General features: G+C 66.0%; 21 protein-coding genes and 1 tRNA gene. 6 read left to right on the top strand and 16 right to left on the bottom strand.

Translation table 11 applies throughout. The annotated features are described in order from the left end of the window. Positions 1-8 precede the first annotated feature (8 nt). From QWJ37_RS10065 to QWJ37_RS10045, 5 genes are all read right to left on the bottom strand, one after another. Entirely contained in the window at positions 9-329 is a 321-nt protein-coding gene (locus QWJ37_RS10065; RefSeq protein ID WP_227902148.1) for a hypothetical protein, read from the bottom strand. Between the two features lie 149 nt (positions 330-478). Further along, positions 479-1,249: a type I methionyl aminopeptidase gene (map, locus tag QWJ37_RS10060; protein ID WP_290245198.1), complete on the bottom strand. Its 771-nt coding sequence runs from the start codon at positions 1,247-1,249 to the stop codon at positions 479-481. A gap of 22 nt (positions 1,250-1,271) precedes the next feature. After that, the gene (locus QWJ37_RS10055) at positions 1,272-1,820 is read right to left on the bottom strand and encodes a flavin reductase family protein (RefSeq protein ID WP_290245197.1); all 549 of its coding nucleotides are present in this window, start codon (positions 1,818-1,820) and stop codon (positions 1,272-1,274) included. A gap of 8 nt (positions 1,821-1,828) precedes the next feature. After that, positions 1,829-2,275 (bottom strand): peptide-methionine (R)-S-oxide reductase MsrB, encoded by a 447-nt coding sequence (msrB, locus tag QWJ37_RS10050; RefSeq protein WP_227902145.1) that lies wholly within the window; start codon positions 2,273-2,275, stop codon positions 1,829-1,831. Between the two features lie 14 nt (positions 2,276-2,289). Continuing rightward, the gene (locus QWJ37_RS10045) at positions 2,290-2,781 is read right to left on the bottom strand and encodes a hypothetical protein (RefSeq protein WP_227902144.1); all 492 of its coding nucleotides are present in this window, start codon (positions 2,779-2,781) and stop codon (positions 2,290-2,292) included. Positions 2,782-2,878: 97 nt separating this feature from the next. Between QWJ37_RS10045 and QWJ37_RS10040 the strand changes: the two genes are divergently transcribed. Then, the gene (locus QWJ37_RS10040) at positions 2,879-4,141 is read left to right on the top strand and encodes an alpha/beta fold hydrolase (protein WP_227902143.1); all 1,263 of its coding nucleotides are present in this window, start codon (positions 2,879-2,881) and stop codon (positions 4,139-4,141) included. Position 4,142: 1 nt separating this feature from the next. On the opposite strand, the gene QWJ37_RS10035 is transcribed toward QWJ37_RS10040, so the two are convergent. Further along, a complete protein-coding gene (locus QWJ37_RS10035) occupies positions 4,143-4,661 on the bottom strand; it encodes a GNAT family N-acetyltransferase (protein WP_290245196.1) in 519 nt (172 codons plus the stop codon). 38 nt (positions 4,662-4,699) lie between these two features. Beyond that, on the bottom strand, positions 4,700-5,266 hold the full coding sequence (locus tag QWJ37_RS10030; protein ID WP_290245195.1) for a winged helix-turn-helix domain-containing protein: 567 nt from the start codon (positions 5,264-5,266) through the stop codon (positions 4,700-4,702). Positions 5,267-5,343: 77 nt separating this feature from the next. Here QWJ37_RS10030 and QWJ37_RS10025 point away from each other — a divergent pair, with 77 nt between their 5' ends. Beyond that, the gene (locus QWJ37_RS10025) at positions 5,344-6,723 is read left to right on the top strand and encodes an MFS transporter (protein WP_290245193.1); all 1,380 of its coding nucleotides are present in this window, start codon (positions 5,344-5,346) and stop codon (positions 6,721-6,723) included. Between the two features lie 3 nt (positions 6,724-6,726). Further along, positions 6,727-7,455: a class I SAM-dependent methyltransferase gene (locus tag QWJ37_RS10020; protein ID WP_290245192.1), complete on the top strand. Its 729-nt coding sequence runs from the start codon at positions 6,727-6,729 to the stop codon at positions 7,453-7,455. A 42-nt stretch (positions 7,456-7,497) separates the two neighbouring features. On the opposite strand, the gene ybaK is transcribed toward QWJ37_RS10020, so the two are convergent. The 5 genes from ybaK to QWJ37_RS09995 all read right to left on the bottom strand — a co-directional run bounded on the left by ybaK (position 7,498) and on the right by QWJ37_RS09995 (position 10,563). Next, on the bottom strand, positions 7,498-8,007 hold the full coding sequence (gene ybaK, locus QWJ37_RS10015) for a Cys-tRNA(Pro) deacylase (protein ID WP_227927960.1): 510 nt from the start codon (positions 8,005-8,007) through the stop codon (positions 7,498-7,500). Between the two features lie 26 nt (positions 8,008-8,033). Continuing rightward, the gene (locus QWJ37_RS10010; RefSeq protein WP_227902137.1) at positions 8,034-8,498 is read right to left on the bottom strand and encodes a SufE family protein; all 465 of its coding nucleotides are present in this window, start codon (positions 8,496-8,498) and stop codon (positions 8,034-8,036) included. Positions 8,499-8,528: 30 nt separating this feature from the next. Next, positions 8,529-9,440, bottom strand: a complete 912-nt coding sequence (locus tag QWJ37_RS10005) for a sulfurtransferase (protein ID WP_227927958.1) — start codon at positions 9,438-9,440, stop codon at positions 8,529-8,531. Between the two features lie 101 nt (positions 9,441-9,541). After that, a complete protein-coding gene (locus QWJ37_RS10000; RefSeq protein ID WP_227927957.1) occupies positions 9,542-9,931 on the bottom strand; it encodes a hypothetical protein in 390 nt (129 codons plus the stop codon). A gap of 149 nt (positions 9,932-10,080) precedes the next feature. Next, positions 10,081-10,563 (bottom strand): hypothetical protein, encoded by a 483-nt coding sequence (locus QWJ37_RS09995; RefSeq protein WP_290245191.1) that lies wholly within the window; start codon positions 10,561-10,563, stop codon positions 10,081-10,083. A 228-nt stretch (positions 10,564-10,791) separates the two neighbouring features. Between QWJ37_RS09995 and zapE the strand changes: the two genes are divergently transcribed. After that, entirely contained in the window at positions 10,792-11,829 is a 1,038-nt protein-coding gene (gene zapE, locus QWJ37_RS09990) for a cell division protein ZapE (RefSeq protein ID WP_227902272.1), read from the top strand. 104 nt (positions 11,830-11,933) lie between these two features. On the opposite strand, the gene QWJ37_RS09985 is transcribed toward zapE, so the two are convergent. Then, positions 11,934-12,191, bottom strand: coding sequence for an antitoxin (locus QWJ37_RS09985; protein WP_227902133.1), 258 nt, complete (start codon positions 12,189-12,191; stop codon positions 11,934-11,936). A 121-nt stretch (positions 12,192-12,312) separates the two neighbouring features. Further along, on the bottom strand, positions 12,313-13,605 hold the full coding sequence (locus tag QWJ37_RS09980; protein WP_290245190.1) for a ScyD/ScyE family protein: 1,293 nt from the start codon (positions 13,603-13,605) through the stop codon (positions 12,313-12,315). A 304-nt stretch (positions 13,606-13,909) separates the two neighbouring features. Between QWJ37_RS09980 and QWJ37_RS09975 the strand changes: the two genes are divergently transcribed. After that, positions 13,910-14,437: a hypothetical protein gene (locus QWJ37_RS09975; RefSeq protein ID WP_290245189.1), complete on the top strand. Its 528-nt coding sequence runs from the start codon at positions 13,910-13,912 to the stop codon at positions 14,435-14,437. An 8-nt stretch (positions 14,438-14,445) separates the two neighbouring features. Beyond that, positions 14,446-14,838 (top strand): hypothetical protein, encoded by a 393-nt coding sequence (locus QWJ37_RS09970; RefSeq protein WP_290245188.1) that lies wholly within the window; start codon positions 14,446-14,448, stop codon positions 14,836-14,838. Between the two features lie 182 nt (positions 14,839-15,020). Here QWJ37_RS09970 and QWJ37_RS09965 read toward each other — a convergent pair whose 3' ends face one another. Next, entirely contained in the window at positions 15,021-15,917 is an 897-nt protein-coding gene (locus QWJ37_RS09965) for a GNAT family N-acetyltransferase (RefSeq protein ID WP_290245187.1), read from the bottom strand. Between the two features lie 127 nt (positions 15,918-16,044). Continuing rightward, positions 16,045-16,118 (bottom strand) — tRNA-Gly (locus QWJ37_RS09960). Positions 16,119-16,132 lie beyond the last annotated feature (14 nt).

Below are 16,132 nucleotides of genomic sequence, written 5' to 3'. Positions count from 1 at the left end.
TGCAGGACTCAGTCCCCGGTGGCCCGGGCCTCGGAATCCTCGCCGTGCTGCACTATGTCCCCGTCGGTGAACAGAATGCCCCGCGCAATTTCCCGCCAGAGCGGGGTGCGGCGCAGCAGGAATTCCAATTCCATGCTGAAGTGCTTGAATTCCTCGCCGAGGGAATCGTGCATGATGGCGCGCGACTCGGCGTCGGGTTCCACGGCCATCCGCTGTACGTACCAGCCAATGGCTTCGGCTTCCTCGCTGAGGCTGGCGCACATGCGTGCGAAGGTTCGGGTTTCGGCGGGAAGTTCGGACGGTGGCTCGTGGTACTGCTCGGTGCCCATACGTGTCTCCTGACGGACCGGTGGTTCCGCAGCCGCTGAGGGCCGGAACGGTTTTCCCCGTTCCTCGAGGTTACGTTTGGGCCGGGAGCGGCACAATGGTCCCCGGACCCAACGGCGCCGGGAGGGCTGAGCTCTGTGGGGGAGCGGTACTAGCGGCGGGGCAGAGTCAGGATCTCGGCGCCGTCGTCGGTGATGGCAATGGTGTGCTCGCTGTGCGCGGTCCGGCTGCCGGTGGCGCTGCGCAGGGTCCAGCCGTCAGGATCCATGGCCAGTTCCGCGGTGTCGGCCATAATCCACGGTTCAAGGGCGAGGAGCAGCCCGGGGCGGAGCTTGTATCCGCGGCCGGCGCGGCCGGTGTTGGGGATGTGCGGGTCCTGGTGCATGGTGGACCCGATACCGTGTCCGCCGAAGTCGGTGTTGACCGGGTAGCCGGCAGCGCTCAGGCTGGCGCCGATGGCATGGGAAATGTCGCCGATCCTGGCACCCGGACCGGCGGCTGCGATGCCGGCTTGGAGCGCCTGTTCGGTAGCGCGGATCATGGCCGTACTCGCCGGATCCGGTGTTCCGACCACAAAGCTGATGGCCGAATCCGCGGCGATGCCGTTTTTGATGACGGCCAGATCCAGGCTCACCAGGTCGCCGTCGGCCAGCGCATAGTCGTGGGGGAGGCCGTGCAGGACGGCGTCGTTGACGGAGGTGCAGATGTAGTGGCCGAAGGGCCCGCGCCCGAAGGACGGTGCGTAGTCCACATAGCAGGACTGCGCTCCGGCGTCCCGGATCATTTCCGCCACCCAGCGGTCAATCTCGAGCAGGTTCGTGCCCACCGTGCTGCGCTGCTTCATGGTCTGCAGGATCTCGGCCACCAGTGCTCCGGTAACCCTGGCTCGCGCCATTTCGTCCGGGGTCAGAATCTCGATCATGGTGCCTTCCTACCGCAGTCGTTCAACGGGCCAGCCTCCCGTACGCCGAGGCAAAGTGGATCAGGGGGTCCGACTCGTCGTCGGCGGAGGCCCGGCGTCCCATCGACACTACCTCTCCGACGATCAGTTCATGCGTAGCCGCCGTGGTTACCGAGGTGGTACGGACCTCAAACCAGGCGATGGCGCCGTCAATAATGGCAGCACCTGTTTCCGGGCCCCTGCCGTAGTCCACCTGGTTCAGTAGTCCCTCCAGGGGCGAGCCGGGGCTTGCCAGCCAGTTCGCGGTGCCGCGCAGCCGCGCCGGCAGCAGGCTCAGCGCCCAGCTGCCGGCGTCGAGCACCGCCTCCGCGATGCGTGCCTCGGCGTACAGGCTGACCAGGACGGTGGGCGGATCATAGGAGACGGAGAGGAAACCGCTGACCGTGGCCGCGTAGTCACGCCCGCGCAGCCGGGTGGAGACCACGCCGACGCCGGAGGCAATGTCCGCGCTCAGCTCGCGGTAGCGGTCAACCACCTCGTCCGGGACATCCGGTCCTTCGACGGCGTCACCGGGGAATACTCCGTGCTCCAAGGGATCCGTTATTCCGCGGTGGTGCCGGCGGTCTCGCCGGGAACCAGCTTCACGGAAATGGAGTTGATGCAGAACCGCTGGTCGGTGGGGGTGTCGAAACCCTCGCCCTCGAACAGGTGTCCCATATGCGAATCACAGTTGGCGCAGCGGACCTCAATGCGGTCCATGCCCATGCTGCGGTCGTGCAGGTAACGCACCTTTCCCTCGGCCAGCGGCGCAAAGAAGGACGGCCAGCCGCAATGCGAGTCGAACTTCTCGTTGCTGGTGAACAGCTCGCTGCCGCAGGCGCGGCACTGGTAGACGCCGGCGGTCTTGGTGTCCCAGTATTCGCCGGTGTATGGGCGTTCGGTGCCGGCCTGGCGCAGCACGGCGAACTCCTGCGGTGTCAGTTCTTCACGCCACTGCTCATCGGACTTCTGGACAGGGATGGTTCCGGCGTTCTCTTCGGTAGTCATATCCGCCTCAACGCTTAAGAGCCGCCAATAAATCCCGAGCCGCTGTACAGGTGCAGCACCGGCACGCCGAGCCGGTCCTGCGCCTCGTTGGCCCAGTCGGTGCGGAACGTATCCTCGATGGCGTGCGGAGTGGTGATGACCACCACCTGGCTGGCACCGGTGCGCTTGGCGGTTTCGACGACGGCGGCCACCGGGTCCTCGCCGGTCACGCTGCCGGTGGCTTCCAGCCCGGCTGCCTGCAGTGCTTCCAGGGATTCGGCGAGCTCGGTGACGGCTTCCTTCACGCCTTCGGCCTTGGTCTGCCGTCCGCCCGTCAGGTCCTTGAAGGCCGCGGAAAAGTCCAGCAGGCTCAGGTTGTCCAGCACGTCCACCAGCAGGTTCCGGCCGGTGTCTGCCGGCACCAGGATGTCAAAGCGGGTGGGCTCCTCACCCATCAGTGCCCGCAGGTTCTCCACGTCGCCGCTGCCCAGCGATTCTTCCGTCAGCACCACAATTGTCGAAGTCATGTGTCCCAGCCTAATATGTCTGCCGTCACGGTGCCGATCGGCGCGGCGCGGACGGCCGGTGCCCGGGGCGCGCGCCTGCGTCGGTAAGAATGGTCTTATGGCTATTTCCGTTCCCACCGACGTTTCCACCGGTTCCACTGCAGTCCGTTCCGCCGCTCCCTGGGTCCGCTGGACCGCGTTCGGGGCCGGCATAGGCGCGGCGGCGTCCACCGCGGTAGTGGCTGCGGCATCGGGACTGGGCATTTACTTCGCCCGGCAGGTGGTGACCCCGGTACGCACCCGGGATGAAAACCTGGAAATCCTGGCAGTGACTGAGAGCGAGTTCGGGCGCCAGGTGATCCTCCCGGCAAACGCGGACACCACGGTGGACGGGACCTACAGCCTGTACTTCGACGACGGCGCAGGCCACGCCCGGATCGGAGCGATCCGCTCCTATGTGCCGCGTGAAGGCACGGTGCAGCGGGACGTGGAAGAGGTGTACAGCGGAGACCTGGGCAAGGCGCTGCGTGGCTGGTGGAGCGGCTCCATCTATCCCACTCCCGCCGCCGTCGGCATGCCCCAGGAAGACGTGGAGATTCCGGTGGAGAACGGAACCGCCCCTGCCTGGCTGGTGCGTACCCCCGGCGCGGAAACCTGGGCCATCATGGTTCACGGCCGCGGTGCACGGCGCACCGAATGCCTGCGAGCGGTGCGCACGGCGCGCGAGGCCGGACTGACCAGCCTCCTCATTTCCTACCGGAACGACGGCGAGGCTCCCTACGCGTCCGACGGCCGCTACGGGCTGGGACTGACGGAGTGGCAGGACGTCGAGGCAGCCATTCGTTTTGCGCTCGAGAACGGTGCCAAGGACGTGGTGCTGTTCGGCTGGTCCATGGGCGGAGCCATCAGCCTGCAGACAGCGGACCGCTCTCCGCTGCGCCGCTACATCCGTGCCATGGTGCTGGACGGTCCGGTGATCGACTGGGTGAACGTGCTTTCCCACCACGCCAAGGTGAACCGGATTCCCGCGCAGGCGGGCCGGCTGGGCCAGTGGTTGATTTCCAACGCGGCCGGGCGTGCACTGACCGGGCTGGCCGCACCACTGGACCTGAAGAGCATGGACTGGGTGACCCGTGCCGAGGAGATCCGTATTCCCACGCTGATTCTGCACAGCAAGGATGATGACTTTGTGCCCTACGGTCCGTCAGCGGAGCTGGCGGATAAAAACCCGGACGTCATCACGTTCGAGCCGTTTACCGAGGCAGGGCACACGAAGGAATACAACGTGGATCCCGAACGCTGGGAGCGTGTGGTGCTGAACTGGCTCGGTAACGCTCTGGGACGCACACGGCACCCCTCGGAGCACCGTACCGGGGAATAGCTCAGCCAAGGGCCGCCCGGTACCGGACTTCGGTCAGCGGAAACCCGTCGAGCGTTTCGGTTTTCGCTGCCCCGTCCAGGGTCAACCCCATCCGTTCGTAGAACGCCCGTCCCCGTTGGTTGGTGTCCAGCACCCAGACGCTCACCTCGGTGTGGCCGCTGCGCTCCAGCTGGTCCAGAGCAGCCTCCCACAGGCGGCGTCCGAGCCCTGTGCCTACGTGCTGTTCCCGCAGGTAGAGCGCGGTGACCTCACCGACCTGTGCGCCGGCGTCGTCGTCGCGGCTGGTGCCGGCATGTGAAAACCCGACCACGTCCGCGCCCGCCACAGCCACGTGCGGTGCCGGAACAGTCCCTTCCCGCATCATGCGGGTCCAGCCGTCGGCCCGCCGGCCGGCGTCCATCGTGTCCAGCACGGTGTCCGGCATCTGCCCGCGGTATGCCCACTGCCAGGCGGCCACATGCACCTGTCCGAGAGCCGGCATGTCCTTTTCGATGGCGCGGCGTATGTCAACGGTAGGCATGGACGTAGTCAACACGGGAGCACGGGTCCGCGCCAGAGCTATGCCTGCGAGTGGCGGGGCTGGCCGGGCTGGCCCGGCTGACTCTCCGGATGCACGGCCAGGAAGATCGAATACCTGGTGCTGTCCGTTTCCCCGTCCGCTTCCTCTGCCTTGATCTCCTCCAGGATGCCCATGACCCGTTCCAGGAACCGGTCGTGTCCTTCCTTAGTCAGCTGCACCGCCAGGCGGGAGATCAGGACCTCGTCCGAGGCCGGGACCTGCCCCATTTCATCGACAAAGGCACCGATCACGGCCTGGCGGACATCCAGGTCATGCCCGTCCTGTTCCAGCCGCCATGATTTTTCGGTGGCCAGATAGGGGACCTCGTAGGCTCCGCTGGGGCCGGACCGTGCTTCCTGCGCCTCGAGGAAACCGGTGGAGACGAGTTTGCGGACGTGGTAGAGCACCGTGGCGGGGTTGGCCCCCAGCCGGGTGGCGATCTCCTTGTTGGTGAGCTGCTCCTTGAAACAAAGCCGAAGGATCCGGAGCCGGATTGCGGAGGCGAGGGCCTTGGCTTCCTCCTCCGTGGGCGCCCGCCGCGCGGCCGGGCGGCTCTCTTGCGTCATGAGTGGCAGAATACCAGAGACCCATTGACAAAACTCAATCGATTGTTCAAAGTCAATCGCATGATGACGGACACGGCATGACATCGGGTGGGGCTGCGGCAAATACGGACAGGGGTAGCCCGGAAAAGCCAAGCCGCGGGGTGCTGCGGGAGCACGATTTCCGCAACCTCTTTTACTCCACGGCACTGAGCAGATTCGGGCAGGAGGTCTCCGGCCTTGCCCTTCCGCTGGTGGCCGTGCTCTCGCTGAACGCCGGCGAACTGGAAGTGGGACTGCTGGCTGCCATGAGCAGCGTGGCGTTCCTGCTGGTCGGCCTGCCGGCCGGTGTCTGGGTCGACCGGCTCAGGTACCGGCACGTCCTGGTTCTCTCCGACGTCATCCGGGCCGTGGTCCTGCTGACGATTCCACTGGCCTGGTGGCTGGGAGCGCTGTCCATCTGGCAGCTCTACGCGGTGGCGCTGGTCACCGGCATCTTCAGCGTGTTCTTCGACGTGGCGTACCAGAGCTGCCTTCCGCACCTCATCGGCCGCAGCCGGCTGGTGGACGGCAACGCCAGCCTGGAAACCGTGCGGTCCGTAGCCCAGCTGGGCGGCCCCGCCGTGGCCGGCCAGCTCATTGCCTGGCTCACCGCGCCCATCGCCCTGGTTCTGGATGCCCTGGCCATGGGCCTGTCAGCACTTTTCGTCTTCCGGATCCGGAAATCGCAGGCCCAACCTGAGCGGGAACCCGGGTCGAAGCTTTTCGCGGACGTCGCCGAGGGCCTGCGATTTGTCCTGGCCAACCCCCTGCTGCGCGCCATCGCCGGGTCCAGCGGCCTCTTTAACCTGGCATTCTCCGCCTACATGGCGATGCTGATCTTTTTTCTTCCCCGCGACCTTGGGCTCGGATCGGGGCAGATGGGGGTCGTCTTTTCCGTGCTGGGAATCGGCGGGCTGCTGGGGGCCCTGGCCGCGAAGCGGATAACCGCGTGGTTGGGTGAGGGTCCGGCCATCTGGATCACAGTGGCGGCAACGGCGCCTTTCGCCCTGCTCTGGCCCGCGGCTACGAACGGCTGGTTGGTCTGGCTTGGGGCGGCAGGCCTGGGGGTCGCCAGTTTCGGTGTCGTGATCTACAACATCGCGCAGGTCAGCTTCCGGCAGCGGGTGACCCCCGACAGGCTGCTCGGGCGGATGAATGCCACCATGCGGTTCCTGGTCTGGGGCACCCAGCCTGTCGGCGCGGTCCTCGGCGGAGTGCTGGGGCAGGCCTACGGAGCACGGGCTGCGCTCTGGATTGCCGGCGCCCTGGCCTGCCTGGCCTTCCTTCCGGTGCTCCTGTCACCGCTGCGCGGGATGCGGCACCTCCCGGACGGTGAGCCCGCCGGGCCGGTATCGGCCAAGGAACCGGTTTCCCCCGATGAACCGGTATCTTCGGTGAATCAAAGCCGTACCAATGGGGGAACCAATGCTGACGAGTAACCGATGCTGAACCATGACCAGGCCGGAATGCCGGCAGACTTCTTCCGCGCCTGGAACCAGGGGCTGCACCCGGACCTGTATGAGATCGAGAACCGTGCCCTGGACCGTGAAGGGCTGGTGTGGGCTGCCCTTGCCCGGCTGGCTCCGTGGGCCGGCCGCGTCATTCTGGACCTGGGCTGCGGCACCGGGTTCTGGCTGCCGCGCTATGCGGAGCTGGCGGCCTCGGTGATCGGCGTTGAACCGGATTCCGAACTGCTGGCCGCAGCACGGGCCCGCCCCGGCGGCGCCTCCGTGCTGCACGGTTCCGCGGAGCACATTCCGCTGCCGGATCATTCGGTGGACCTGGTGCACGCCAGATTCGCGTACTTCTTTCCGTCGCCGCAGAACGACTGCTCCGCCGGACTGGCCGAGGTCCAGCGGGTTCTGCGCCCCGGCGGATCCCTGATGGTGATCGATAATGACCAGCACGACGGCGAGTTCGCGGAGCTGCTCGAGGCTGCCAACGCGTCGGCAGGCCAGGGCGATGGCGGGTATATCGCGGACTGGTGGAAGGCCCGCGGTGCATCAACCGAACACGTGATGAGCAGCTGGACCTTCGACAGCGCACAGGACCTGGCCGACGTCGTGCGGATGGAATTCCCCAACGGTGCCGCGGAGGCCTGGCTGGCCGCCGGCCCGGAGCGCGTCCGGCTCAGCTACGGCTACGCGCTGCACCATCTGAGGAAGCCCTGAACGTGCCTGACGGGTGGTACCGGACGTTCGTGAAGCCGGGCTCTAGGCCGGCACCGCTGCAATCGGTGCCGTGACAGCGTGCGTCAGCCGGATCAGGTCAAAGGGCGACAAGCCGATCTGCAGTCCCCGCCGCCCACCGGACACGTAGACGGTGTCCAGCAGTTCCACCCGGTTGTCGATGCCGGCCGGTGAGGAATGTTTCTGGCCGAGCGGCGAAATCCCGCCCACCACGTAGCCGGTGCGCTTTTCCGCCTCGTGCCGGTCCGCCATCACGGCCTTCCGGGCACCCATCAGGGCGGCAAACTTCTTCAGATCCAGGTTCAGGGCCACCGGCACCATGGCTACGGCCAGATGCCCGCCCAGATCCACCATCAGCGTTTTATAGACCGCTTCCGGCGGAAGCTCCAGCTTTTCTGCCGCCTCCAACCCGTAGGAGGGAGCGCCGGCGTCGTGCTCGTAGTGCCGCACGGTATAGCGGACCTTGTGCTGATCCAGCAGCCGCGTGGCCGGCGTCGCGCCCCTGCCCGCATGCTTGTCCCGGTTCCCTGCCATCGCTGGAGCCTTCCGCCTTGGTGCGTCTACGCCTGGCGAAGCTTCTCGTGCTCGGCCAGGCGGCGTTTGATACGTCCCAGCATGGCGGACATCCCGCGCATGCGCAGCGGGGTGATGGCACGGGTGAGGCCCAACCGGTCAGGAACATCGGCGGGGACGGCGAGGATCTGCTCCGCCGGCAGACCGTTCAGCCCCTCGTAGAGCACGCCGGCGAAACCGCGGGTGGTGGGGGCCTCTTTGGGTGCCTTGAAGAACAGGGTCACGAGGTGCTCGGGGGAGTCATCCACATCCAGGCTGAGGAACACCGGTGACTGGCACTCCACCACCTGCTCGAGCAGTTCGGGCCGGTCCGCTATTTCGGCCGGGAGGTCAGGCAGGTCGCGGGAAAATTCCAGCAGCAGTTCAAGCCGCTCGGCTTCCTCCAGTGCCTGGAAGTCGTCGACAATCCCGGCCAGGGAGTCCGGGACGGCGGTTTCGGGGGTGGCAGTCATCAGGGAATTCTTTCGTTATGCAGTGGTGGATCAGCGGGGTGCGTTGCCGGGCTCTTCGCCGCGCGCAATGGGAACGCGCACCGCGTTGCCCCACTCGGTCCAGGATCCGTCATAGTTGCGGACGGAATCGAAGCCCAGCAGGTGCTTGAGCACAAACCATGTGTGGCTGGAACGTTCGCCGATGCGGCAGTAGGCAACGACGTCGTCGCCCTCCTGCAGTCCGGCGCCGTCCTTGTAGAGGGCCTCGAGTTCCTCGCGGCTGCGGAAGGTGCCGTCTTCCGCGGCAGCCTTGCCCCAGGGCACCGACTTGGCGGTGGGGATATGCCCGCCCTTCATGGCGCCCTCGTCCATGTAGTCCGGCATGTGGGTGCGTTCACCGGTGTATTCGGCGGGGGAGCGGACATCGATCAGCGGTCCCTTGCCCAGGTGGCCGACGACGTCGGGCAGGAACGCACGGATCTTCTCGTCGTTGCGCTCCACTACCGGGTAATCGGTGGCCTCCACGGTGACCTTGTCCGTGGTCATGGGGCGGCCCTCGGCAACCCACTTGTCCCGGCCGCCGTCGAGCAGGCGGACGTCCTCGTGGCCGAAGAGGGTGAAAACCCACAGGGCGTAGGCAGCCCACCAGTTGGACTTATCGCCGTACAGCACCACGGTGGAGTCGCGGGTAATGCCCTTGCGGGACATCAGCTGCGCGAAGGCTTCGCCGTCCACGAAATCGCGGGTATCGGCATCGTTCAGGTCCGTGTGCCAGTCAATCTTGCGGGCGCCGGGGATGTGGCCCGTTTCGTACAGCAGGATGTCCTCGTTGGATTCCAGGACCACCAGATTGTTCTCCGGGTTCCCGGTTTCGAGCTGATCGGCCAGCCATTGAGTGGAGACCAGACGTTCCGGGTGGGCATAGGCGGCGAACTTGGGGTTGCTGTCAGCGGCGATCGACATACGCGAAACTTCTTTCCTCGGCTTTTTGCTTGCGGGCTTCTACTAAGCCTAACGACGCCGGGAGGTGAAAACTTCCTGCGGGGTAATCCGCGGTGGCGGGCTCAGTCCGAAGTCCACGTTCCGTCCACTTGGGTTGCATACGAGGCCTTGGCCTCATCGGTGTCTGCGGCAGCGTTGTCGTATTCGAGCACAATCCAGTCGGACTGGTACCCGTTGCGCCCCAGCGAGCGGGCAAAAGCTGCCGCGTCCTCCTTCTTAGCGAAGCCGTACACCGTGAGTTCGTCCGCCTGGACGGCTTCCTCGCAGCCAACGTCGTCACCGCCGTCACCGCACCGTTCGGAGGTGACATCCCGGGGATTTGTGGCGGGCAGGTCCGGAGTGGCTGCGAAGCCCTCGATTACCTGCCGGGGTGTCAGGCCCGACCTCGGGTCACATCCGGCCAGCGCGGGGGCCGCAACGGCGGCCAGGCAGAGCAGTCCTGCGGTAATCATGGCTCGCCGGATGGGCGGAGCGCCCCGGCCTGGTCTGTCCGTACCTGCCATGGGTCAACTCCGTCCATAAGGTCCGCGAGGGGAGATACATCTTCCACAGGACACCATCACAGAGAACGCAGCGCATGACCGTCGCGGGGCAGTGAGATTTATCGTGTCGCCGGGGATTCGGGGTCGGGGAAGCCGGAGTCGGGGGAGCGGGGAGCCGGAGATTGGGGCTCGGGGAAGCGGGGGAGGCGCAGGGCCAGCACCACGACGGCGGCACCGACGCCGGCGAACATTGCCTCCAGCGGCTGGAACTCGACAAACGCGACTTCCCACGCCTCGAGACCGATCAGGGCCGTACCGGCCGCAACGGCAACCGGGCGTGCGGCCCGGTGCCGGCCCAGGGTCAGCACGCCGGCTGCCAGGAATCCGCCGCCGCAGCCCGCGGCCAGGAGAAGACCGGGCACCCGCCAGTTCGTGAACGGGGTGCGCTGCAGCACGTGCGGATCCGCGTGCAGGAAAGCACCGTCGGGACGAAGGGCCAGCAGGATCCCGCCGCCGAGGGCTGAGGCGGCAGTGCCGAATTCCAGCCCGAGCAGGGTCCGTTCCGTGCGGGTGCGCCGCGCCCTTGCTACATGCCGTGCCATGTCCCCGAGTATTCGCGGTGCCGGTACGTCCGTCCAGAGCCGCGACGTGTTTAGCGGCGTGTTTCGCGGCGGGAACCGTGCAGTGCCGGTTGGCGGGCGGGTTGGCGTATCGTTTGCAGGGCGGCAAAATGCCGCAGCAAGCAGCAAAGCAACAGGCAGTAAAGAAACAGCATCAGAGCCCGGCAGGTCCCTGCCGGCCGCAGGCATGGAACGGACGGACAGCGCGCAGTGGCACAACTGGAGCACCTGACAGAACGGACTCCCCAGGTATCCGTGGACGAACTGCTGCAGGGATTCTTTCCCTCGCCCCGCTTCGGCAGCGTGTCCTTTGATTCCTACCGTCCAGACCCGCAGCAGCCCTCCCAGGCGCAGGCTGTGGAAGCGATGCGCGGATTCGCAGCCGGGGTGGATACGCCGGAACCGAGCGGACTGCGGAAGCTTTTCGGCGGGAAAAAACCCCAGGGCAAGGCGGGGTTCTATCTGGACGGCGGCTTCGGCGTCGGTAAGACCCACCTGCTTGCCTCGCTCTGGCATGCCGTGGAGGGCCCCAAGGCTTTCGGCACGTTCGTGGAGTACACCAACCTGGTTGGAGCCATGTCCTTCCGCAAGACGGTGGACGCCCTGAGCACCTACAAACTGGTCTGCATTGATGAATTCGAGCTCGACGATCCGGGGGACACCGTGCTGATGTCCCGGTTGATGCGCGAACTGGCCGACGCCGGTGTCAAGCTCGCTGCCACGTCCAACACCCTGCCGGGATCCCTGGGCGAGGGCCGCTTTGCCGCCGTCGACTTCCAGCGCGAAATCCAGGTTCTGGCGGACCAGTTCGACGTCGTGAGGATTGACGGCGAGGACTACCGTCACCGCGGGCTGCCCGAATCCCCGGCACCGCTGGAGGACGACGAGCTGGAATCCCGGATGGAAGCAGAGTTCAGCGGCAAGACGGTTGCTGCCGATGACTTCTCCGAGCTGATTGCCCATCTGTCCAGCGTCCACCCCAGCCGTTACCGGCAGCTCATTGACGGTGTGGACGCCGTGGTCTGGCACAACGTGCAGACGATTACCGAGCAGTCGGTCGCGCTGCGGTTCGTAGTCCTGGCTGACCGGCTCTATGACAAGGATGTGCCGATCCTGGCCAGCGGCGTGCCGTTCGACCAGCTGTTCACCAAGGAAATGATGGGCGGCGGTTACATGAAGAAGTATTTCCGCGCCGTCTCGCGCCTGACTGCCCTGGCCCGTGAAGGTCAGACCGGCGAGGAATCCTAGTTTCCTGAACTACCAGCCCGGCACATAAACACGAGCGCTTAAACGACGAAAGCGCCGGTGCCGCCTCTCGGCGGGACCGGCGCTTCTTGTCGTGCCCGGCAGGCTTACTGGGCCGGAGGGGTCTGCCCGGGACCGTCACCGGTTCCGGGTTCCTTGCCGCGGTTGGTCTTATCCACCGCTTCGGAAACCTTGTTCTGGAGGCCATCAATCTTGCTGGAGTACTTGTGGCCCGTCTTCTGGTCCACGAAGTTGCCGGCCTGATCGATTCCGCCCTTGATCTTGTCGGCGTTCTCGCCCACGAATCCGGCGGCCTTGTCCTTCAGCTCTCCGGCCCTGCCCTTGAGCTCGTCAAATACAGACACGGATCACCTCCTTTCACAGGGGAAACCCGCTCGTTTCCCGTTCGCGTCCATCCTAGATCCGGCAAGGGGGCGGAGGAAAGGACTTTTCTCTTATGGCATATCCCGGCTTTCGTTGGGATACTCAGTCCTCTGCCCCGTCGTCGAGGACACCGTAATCGGAGTGCCCGCCATGTCCGCCGCCATGTCCGCCGCGGTGATGGTGGCCGCGGCAGTCGTTGTCCAGATCGATCCGGATGATGCTGCTGGTTTCCGGTGCTGGTTCCGGTTCCGCCGGAGGTTCCGGGGCCGGCGGCTGCTGTGGGCCCGCTTGCCGTGCACCCGGCTCAACTGGTGCTCCACCGGCCAGGGCATCCACCGCTACGTACAAACCGTCCCCGCGCAGTTCAACCGCAGCAGGCTGGTTGGCCTCCAGGAACAGCTCGGGGGTATCTGACCCGGCTGGCACCACGGAAACCCGGTTGCCGAAGAGTTCCGCTACGAAGATGTCCCCGTTCCTGTTCAGCGCCAGTCCCGTGGCCCCGACGAATCCCGAGGCCACCAGCTCCGGCACGCCCGTCACCGGATTGATTCGGTAGACCGATCCGGGGACTCCGGCGTCAAAGAATCCCGGCAGCGAAGTCACATACAGGGCGCCGTCAGGTCCGCGTTCGACGTCGGTCGGGACACCTTCGGCCCGGTAGGTGAGTCCGACAATGCAGTCGGGGTACCCGGCGCCGGCCGGGAAGGTAAACGGGATCGCCGGCAACACGGCCACGGTGGAAACACTCCCGTTGTAGCGTGCCAGCACCAGGGCGTTCATCCCGGCGTCGGCGACCACTATCCCGTTCCGGTCCGGCAGGGAGGCCACCGGGTTGGAATCGGGCAGTCCGGTGTACGGAGCCGGAGCGATGCCTTCCGGCAATTGCGCCGCGCATTCAGCCGGGAGCGCTTCCTCAAAGCCGTAGGTGTTGATGCCGTCCGGGTTGGCAGCGTATTCATAGCCGGCAATGTCGGCGACGGTTTCCACGTTGCCGTTCCGGTCAACTGACTTGAGCAGCCCAATGTTGGTAGCCGGATCCCGTGTGTCCTGCCCGGCGCTGAATGAGAAGTAGGTGGTGCCGCGGGCGCGGGAGACGGAGGCGGTGCCGTACTGCGAACCCTCCGGCGCCGCAGCAAGCAGTTGGATGCCGCCGTCGTTGCTTACGCGGCTTACGATGCCGGCAAAGGATTGGGCCACATCGACGGTGCCCCGCCGTCCGACGGCGAAGCTCAGGGGGCTGATCAGCCCCTCGGCGACGGTGGTTACCTCCCCGGCCACGGGTACAGGTGGTGGTGATGGCGGGTGGTGCCGCCCGCCTGCGGATGCCGGTGACGCGGCCAGCCCGAGGGCGGCGGTTGCGGCGAGGATGGCGAGGGCGGGTGATGATTTCTTCACGGTGTTCTCCTCAGCATTGGTGTGGTCAATGCGAGACTTGCCTCCAGGCCTCCCGTGGTTTCCCCGCCACGCCCCCGGCCGAGGCAGTCACAGACTAGGGGCGGCCCTGCTCAGAGACCACGTGGTTTTCACACATACGCCCATGCAGCATTCAGAAAAACCACGTAGTCGGAGCGATGGCTAAGCGAGTATCTGTTGCTGCCCGAGTGCAGCAGGCGTGGCTACGCAGATCGGTTGGGACTGCGTGGTGGACTGGGCCGGAAACAGACCAGCCGATGCCCAGCCGTGATGAACGAGGACCCCGATGTCTACAAGCACACTGCCGTCCGCGACACCGCCGACGGTGCCGCAGGAACGCCGGCCGATTCCGCGGTGGCGCGCTCTGGGGGCCGGAGTTCTGGGCTGGGCGTTCCTCGGCATCTGTCTCGGCACGGCCATTGGCATCTCCGAAGCGCTGGGCCGTCTATTCGGTTGGGGGCGACTGGCCGAAGTCCTGCTGCAGGCCGTCCTGATGACCGCCCTCGTGGTGCCGGGCATCGGGTTGCTGCGCCGGAGGCTTGACCATCGGCGGCTGGAGGGGCTTGGGCTCAGCCGGTCAGCTGCCCGACCGCTGGTTCTGGGCGTGGCCGTGGCAGCGTTCACCGGACTTCTGGTCTGGGCGCCGGCAGCCATGGCCGGATGGATCCGCGTGGAAGAGCTGGATGTTGGCGTTTTCCTGGGTTTCGTCCTCCTGAACGGCGTAGTCCTTGCCCTGTATGAGGCGCTTCCGGAGGAACTTTCCCTGCGCGGGTATGCCTGGACGAATCTGCGGGACGGGTGGGGAATGTCGTAGCGACGGTGGTGACAACCGCCTTGTTCCCCTTCATCGGCGTTGTTGTCGGGCCCGTTCGGTGGGCAATCACAACGGTGTCCGGTGCCGACGGAGGGAACATTGAGGTGTTCCCCGGCGGCAATGATCCCTTCGCCTATATCGCGCAGCTGGTGCTGTTCGGGCTCGCGCTCGTGGCGGCCCGGCGCATCCCCCTGCCCGGGGCGCTGCTGATCGCGATCGCGTTCCACTGGACGCAGCTGACAATCACCCGCACGGTTCTTGGCGGAACGGGTTGGCTCGATTCGGGATGGACCATCACATGGGTCGAGCCGGATGCAATCGCCCTCGTCCTGGTGCACATAGTCCTCGCCGGCATGATCTTCATAGCGATACGACGGCGTCTGCACAGCCGCTCGGACTAAGCCGCGCACTCTTATACGGCATGGGAGGCAGTCATCGACGGCAAGGCCCGGCTGAAGGTCCCCGTAGCCGAAGACCGGTCCTCGCCGCAGCTCCCGGCCCGGAGTTCCTAGGTTGCGCGCCATCAACGCCCGGCTCGGGTTCACGCCTGTTGAGTCGGAGATCATCCTGCAGAAGGACGCCGTCAGACATTCCGGTCGTCACTGCTGGTCCGGACTTTGGTGACGGTTCCCAGCCCGACGGTGTGGTGCAGGGAAGCGAGCTTCACCGCTGCCCCAAGCCCGTGGCCCCGGTGGCCGGAAACCACCAGGGTTCCTTCAACTTGGGCCGGCCGTCGGGGGTCGGCAGCCGCAACCAGGCAGGTCCATGCAGCCACGTTTTCCGCGGCGTCCACGGCGACGGACTCAAACACGGTGGACCCCTGGGCCACCCTGAGGTCCACCTCCGCGGCGTATTCCTCAGGCGACACCGGAGTCTCACCCCAGCCGAGCTCGCCGTTGGGTGCCTCGGCATCCACCAGGCCCTTGATCTGCCCTACCTGTTCGCGGAACCGCTCCGGGACGCCATTGACGTGCGTCGAGATGGCGTAACCGGCCGCCGTCGTCGGGCCGGTGAGGTCCGCCTCACGAAGGTCAAGCTCAACCACCGTTTCCGTGGTTGCAGCGGAGTAGCCCAAAGGGGAAGCGAAATTCCGGGCAAACGTCTCAGCGTCCGCTGGGGTCGGCCGGTAGGCGCTGGCCACGAACCGCCTGGTCGACGCCGGACTGGCGGCTTCGGCTGCGCGTGCCAGTGCGGATCCCACACCAGCATGTTGATGGGCCGGATCGACCCAGACAAAGATCCACGTGGTATCCGGGGCCTCGATTGAAGTCATGCCGGCCCCGAAGCCCCGAAGCTCAGACCCGTGCCAGACGCCGAGAAGGTCGTTTCTCCAGCCGTTGGGCGTGCGCCATCCCAGGATTCGGGCATTTATATCCAAGGGGGTCCAGTCGCGCCGCACTTTTTGGTTTGCCGCGCATTCGATGCGGTAGGCCTCGGCCATGACGCTGTCATCGGTGAAGTCCAGCGGGCGGATGTCCATAGGCCACACTCTAGGCGCAGGTCGGTTCGGCGTCCGAACGCCCCGCGGCGGGCCCCTACTGGTTAAACAAAGGAAGGAACAGGCGAGAACCTGTTCCTTCCTTTTCCGGCCGAATGGACCGGGGGAGAGCGGACGACGGGATTCGAACCCGCGACATCCACCTTGGCAAGGTGGTGCTCTAGCCAGCTGAGCTACGTCCGCAAATGTAAACAGCC

The organism is Arthrobacter sp. YD2 (genome assembly GCF_030410475.1).
In the GTDB taxonomy this organism is placed as follows: domain Bacteria; phylum Actinomycetota; class Actinomycetes; order Actinomycetales; family Micrococcaceae; genus Arthrobacter_B; species Arthrobacter_B zhangbolii.
This window is presented reverse-complemented; position numbering and strand designations above follow the sequence as displayed.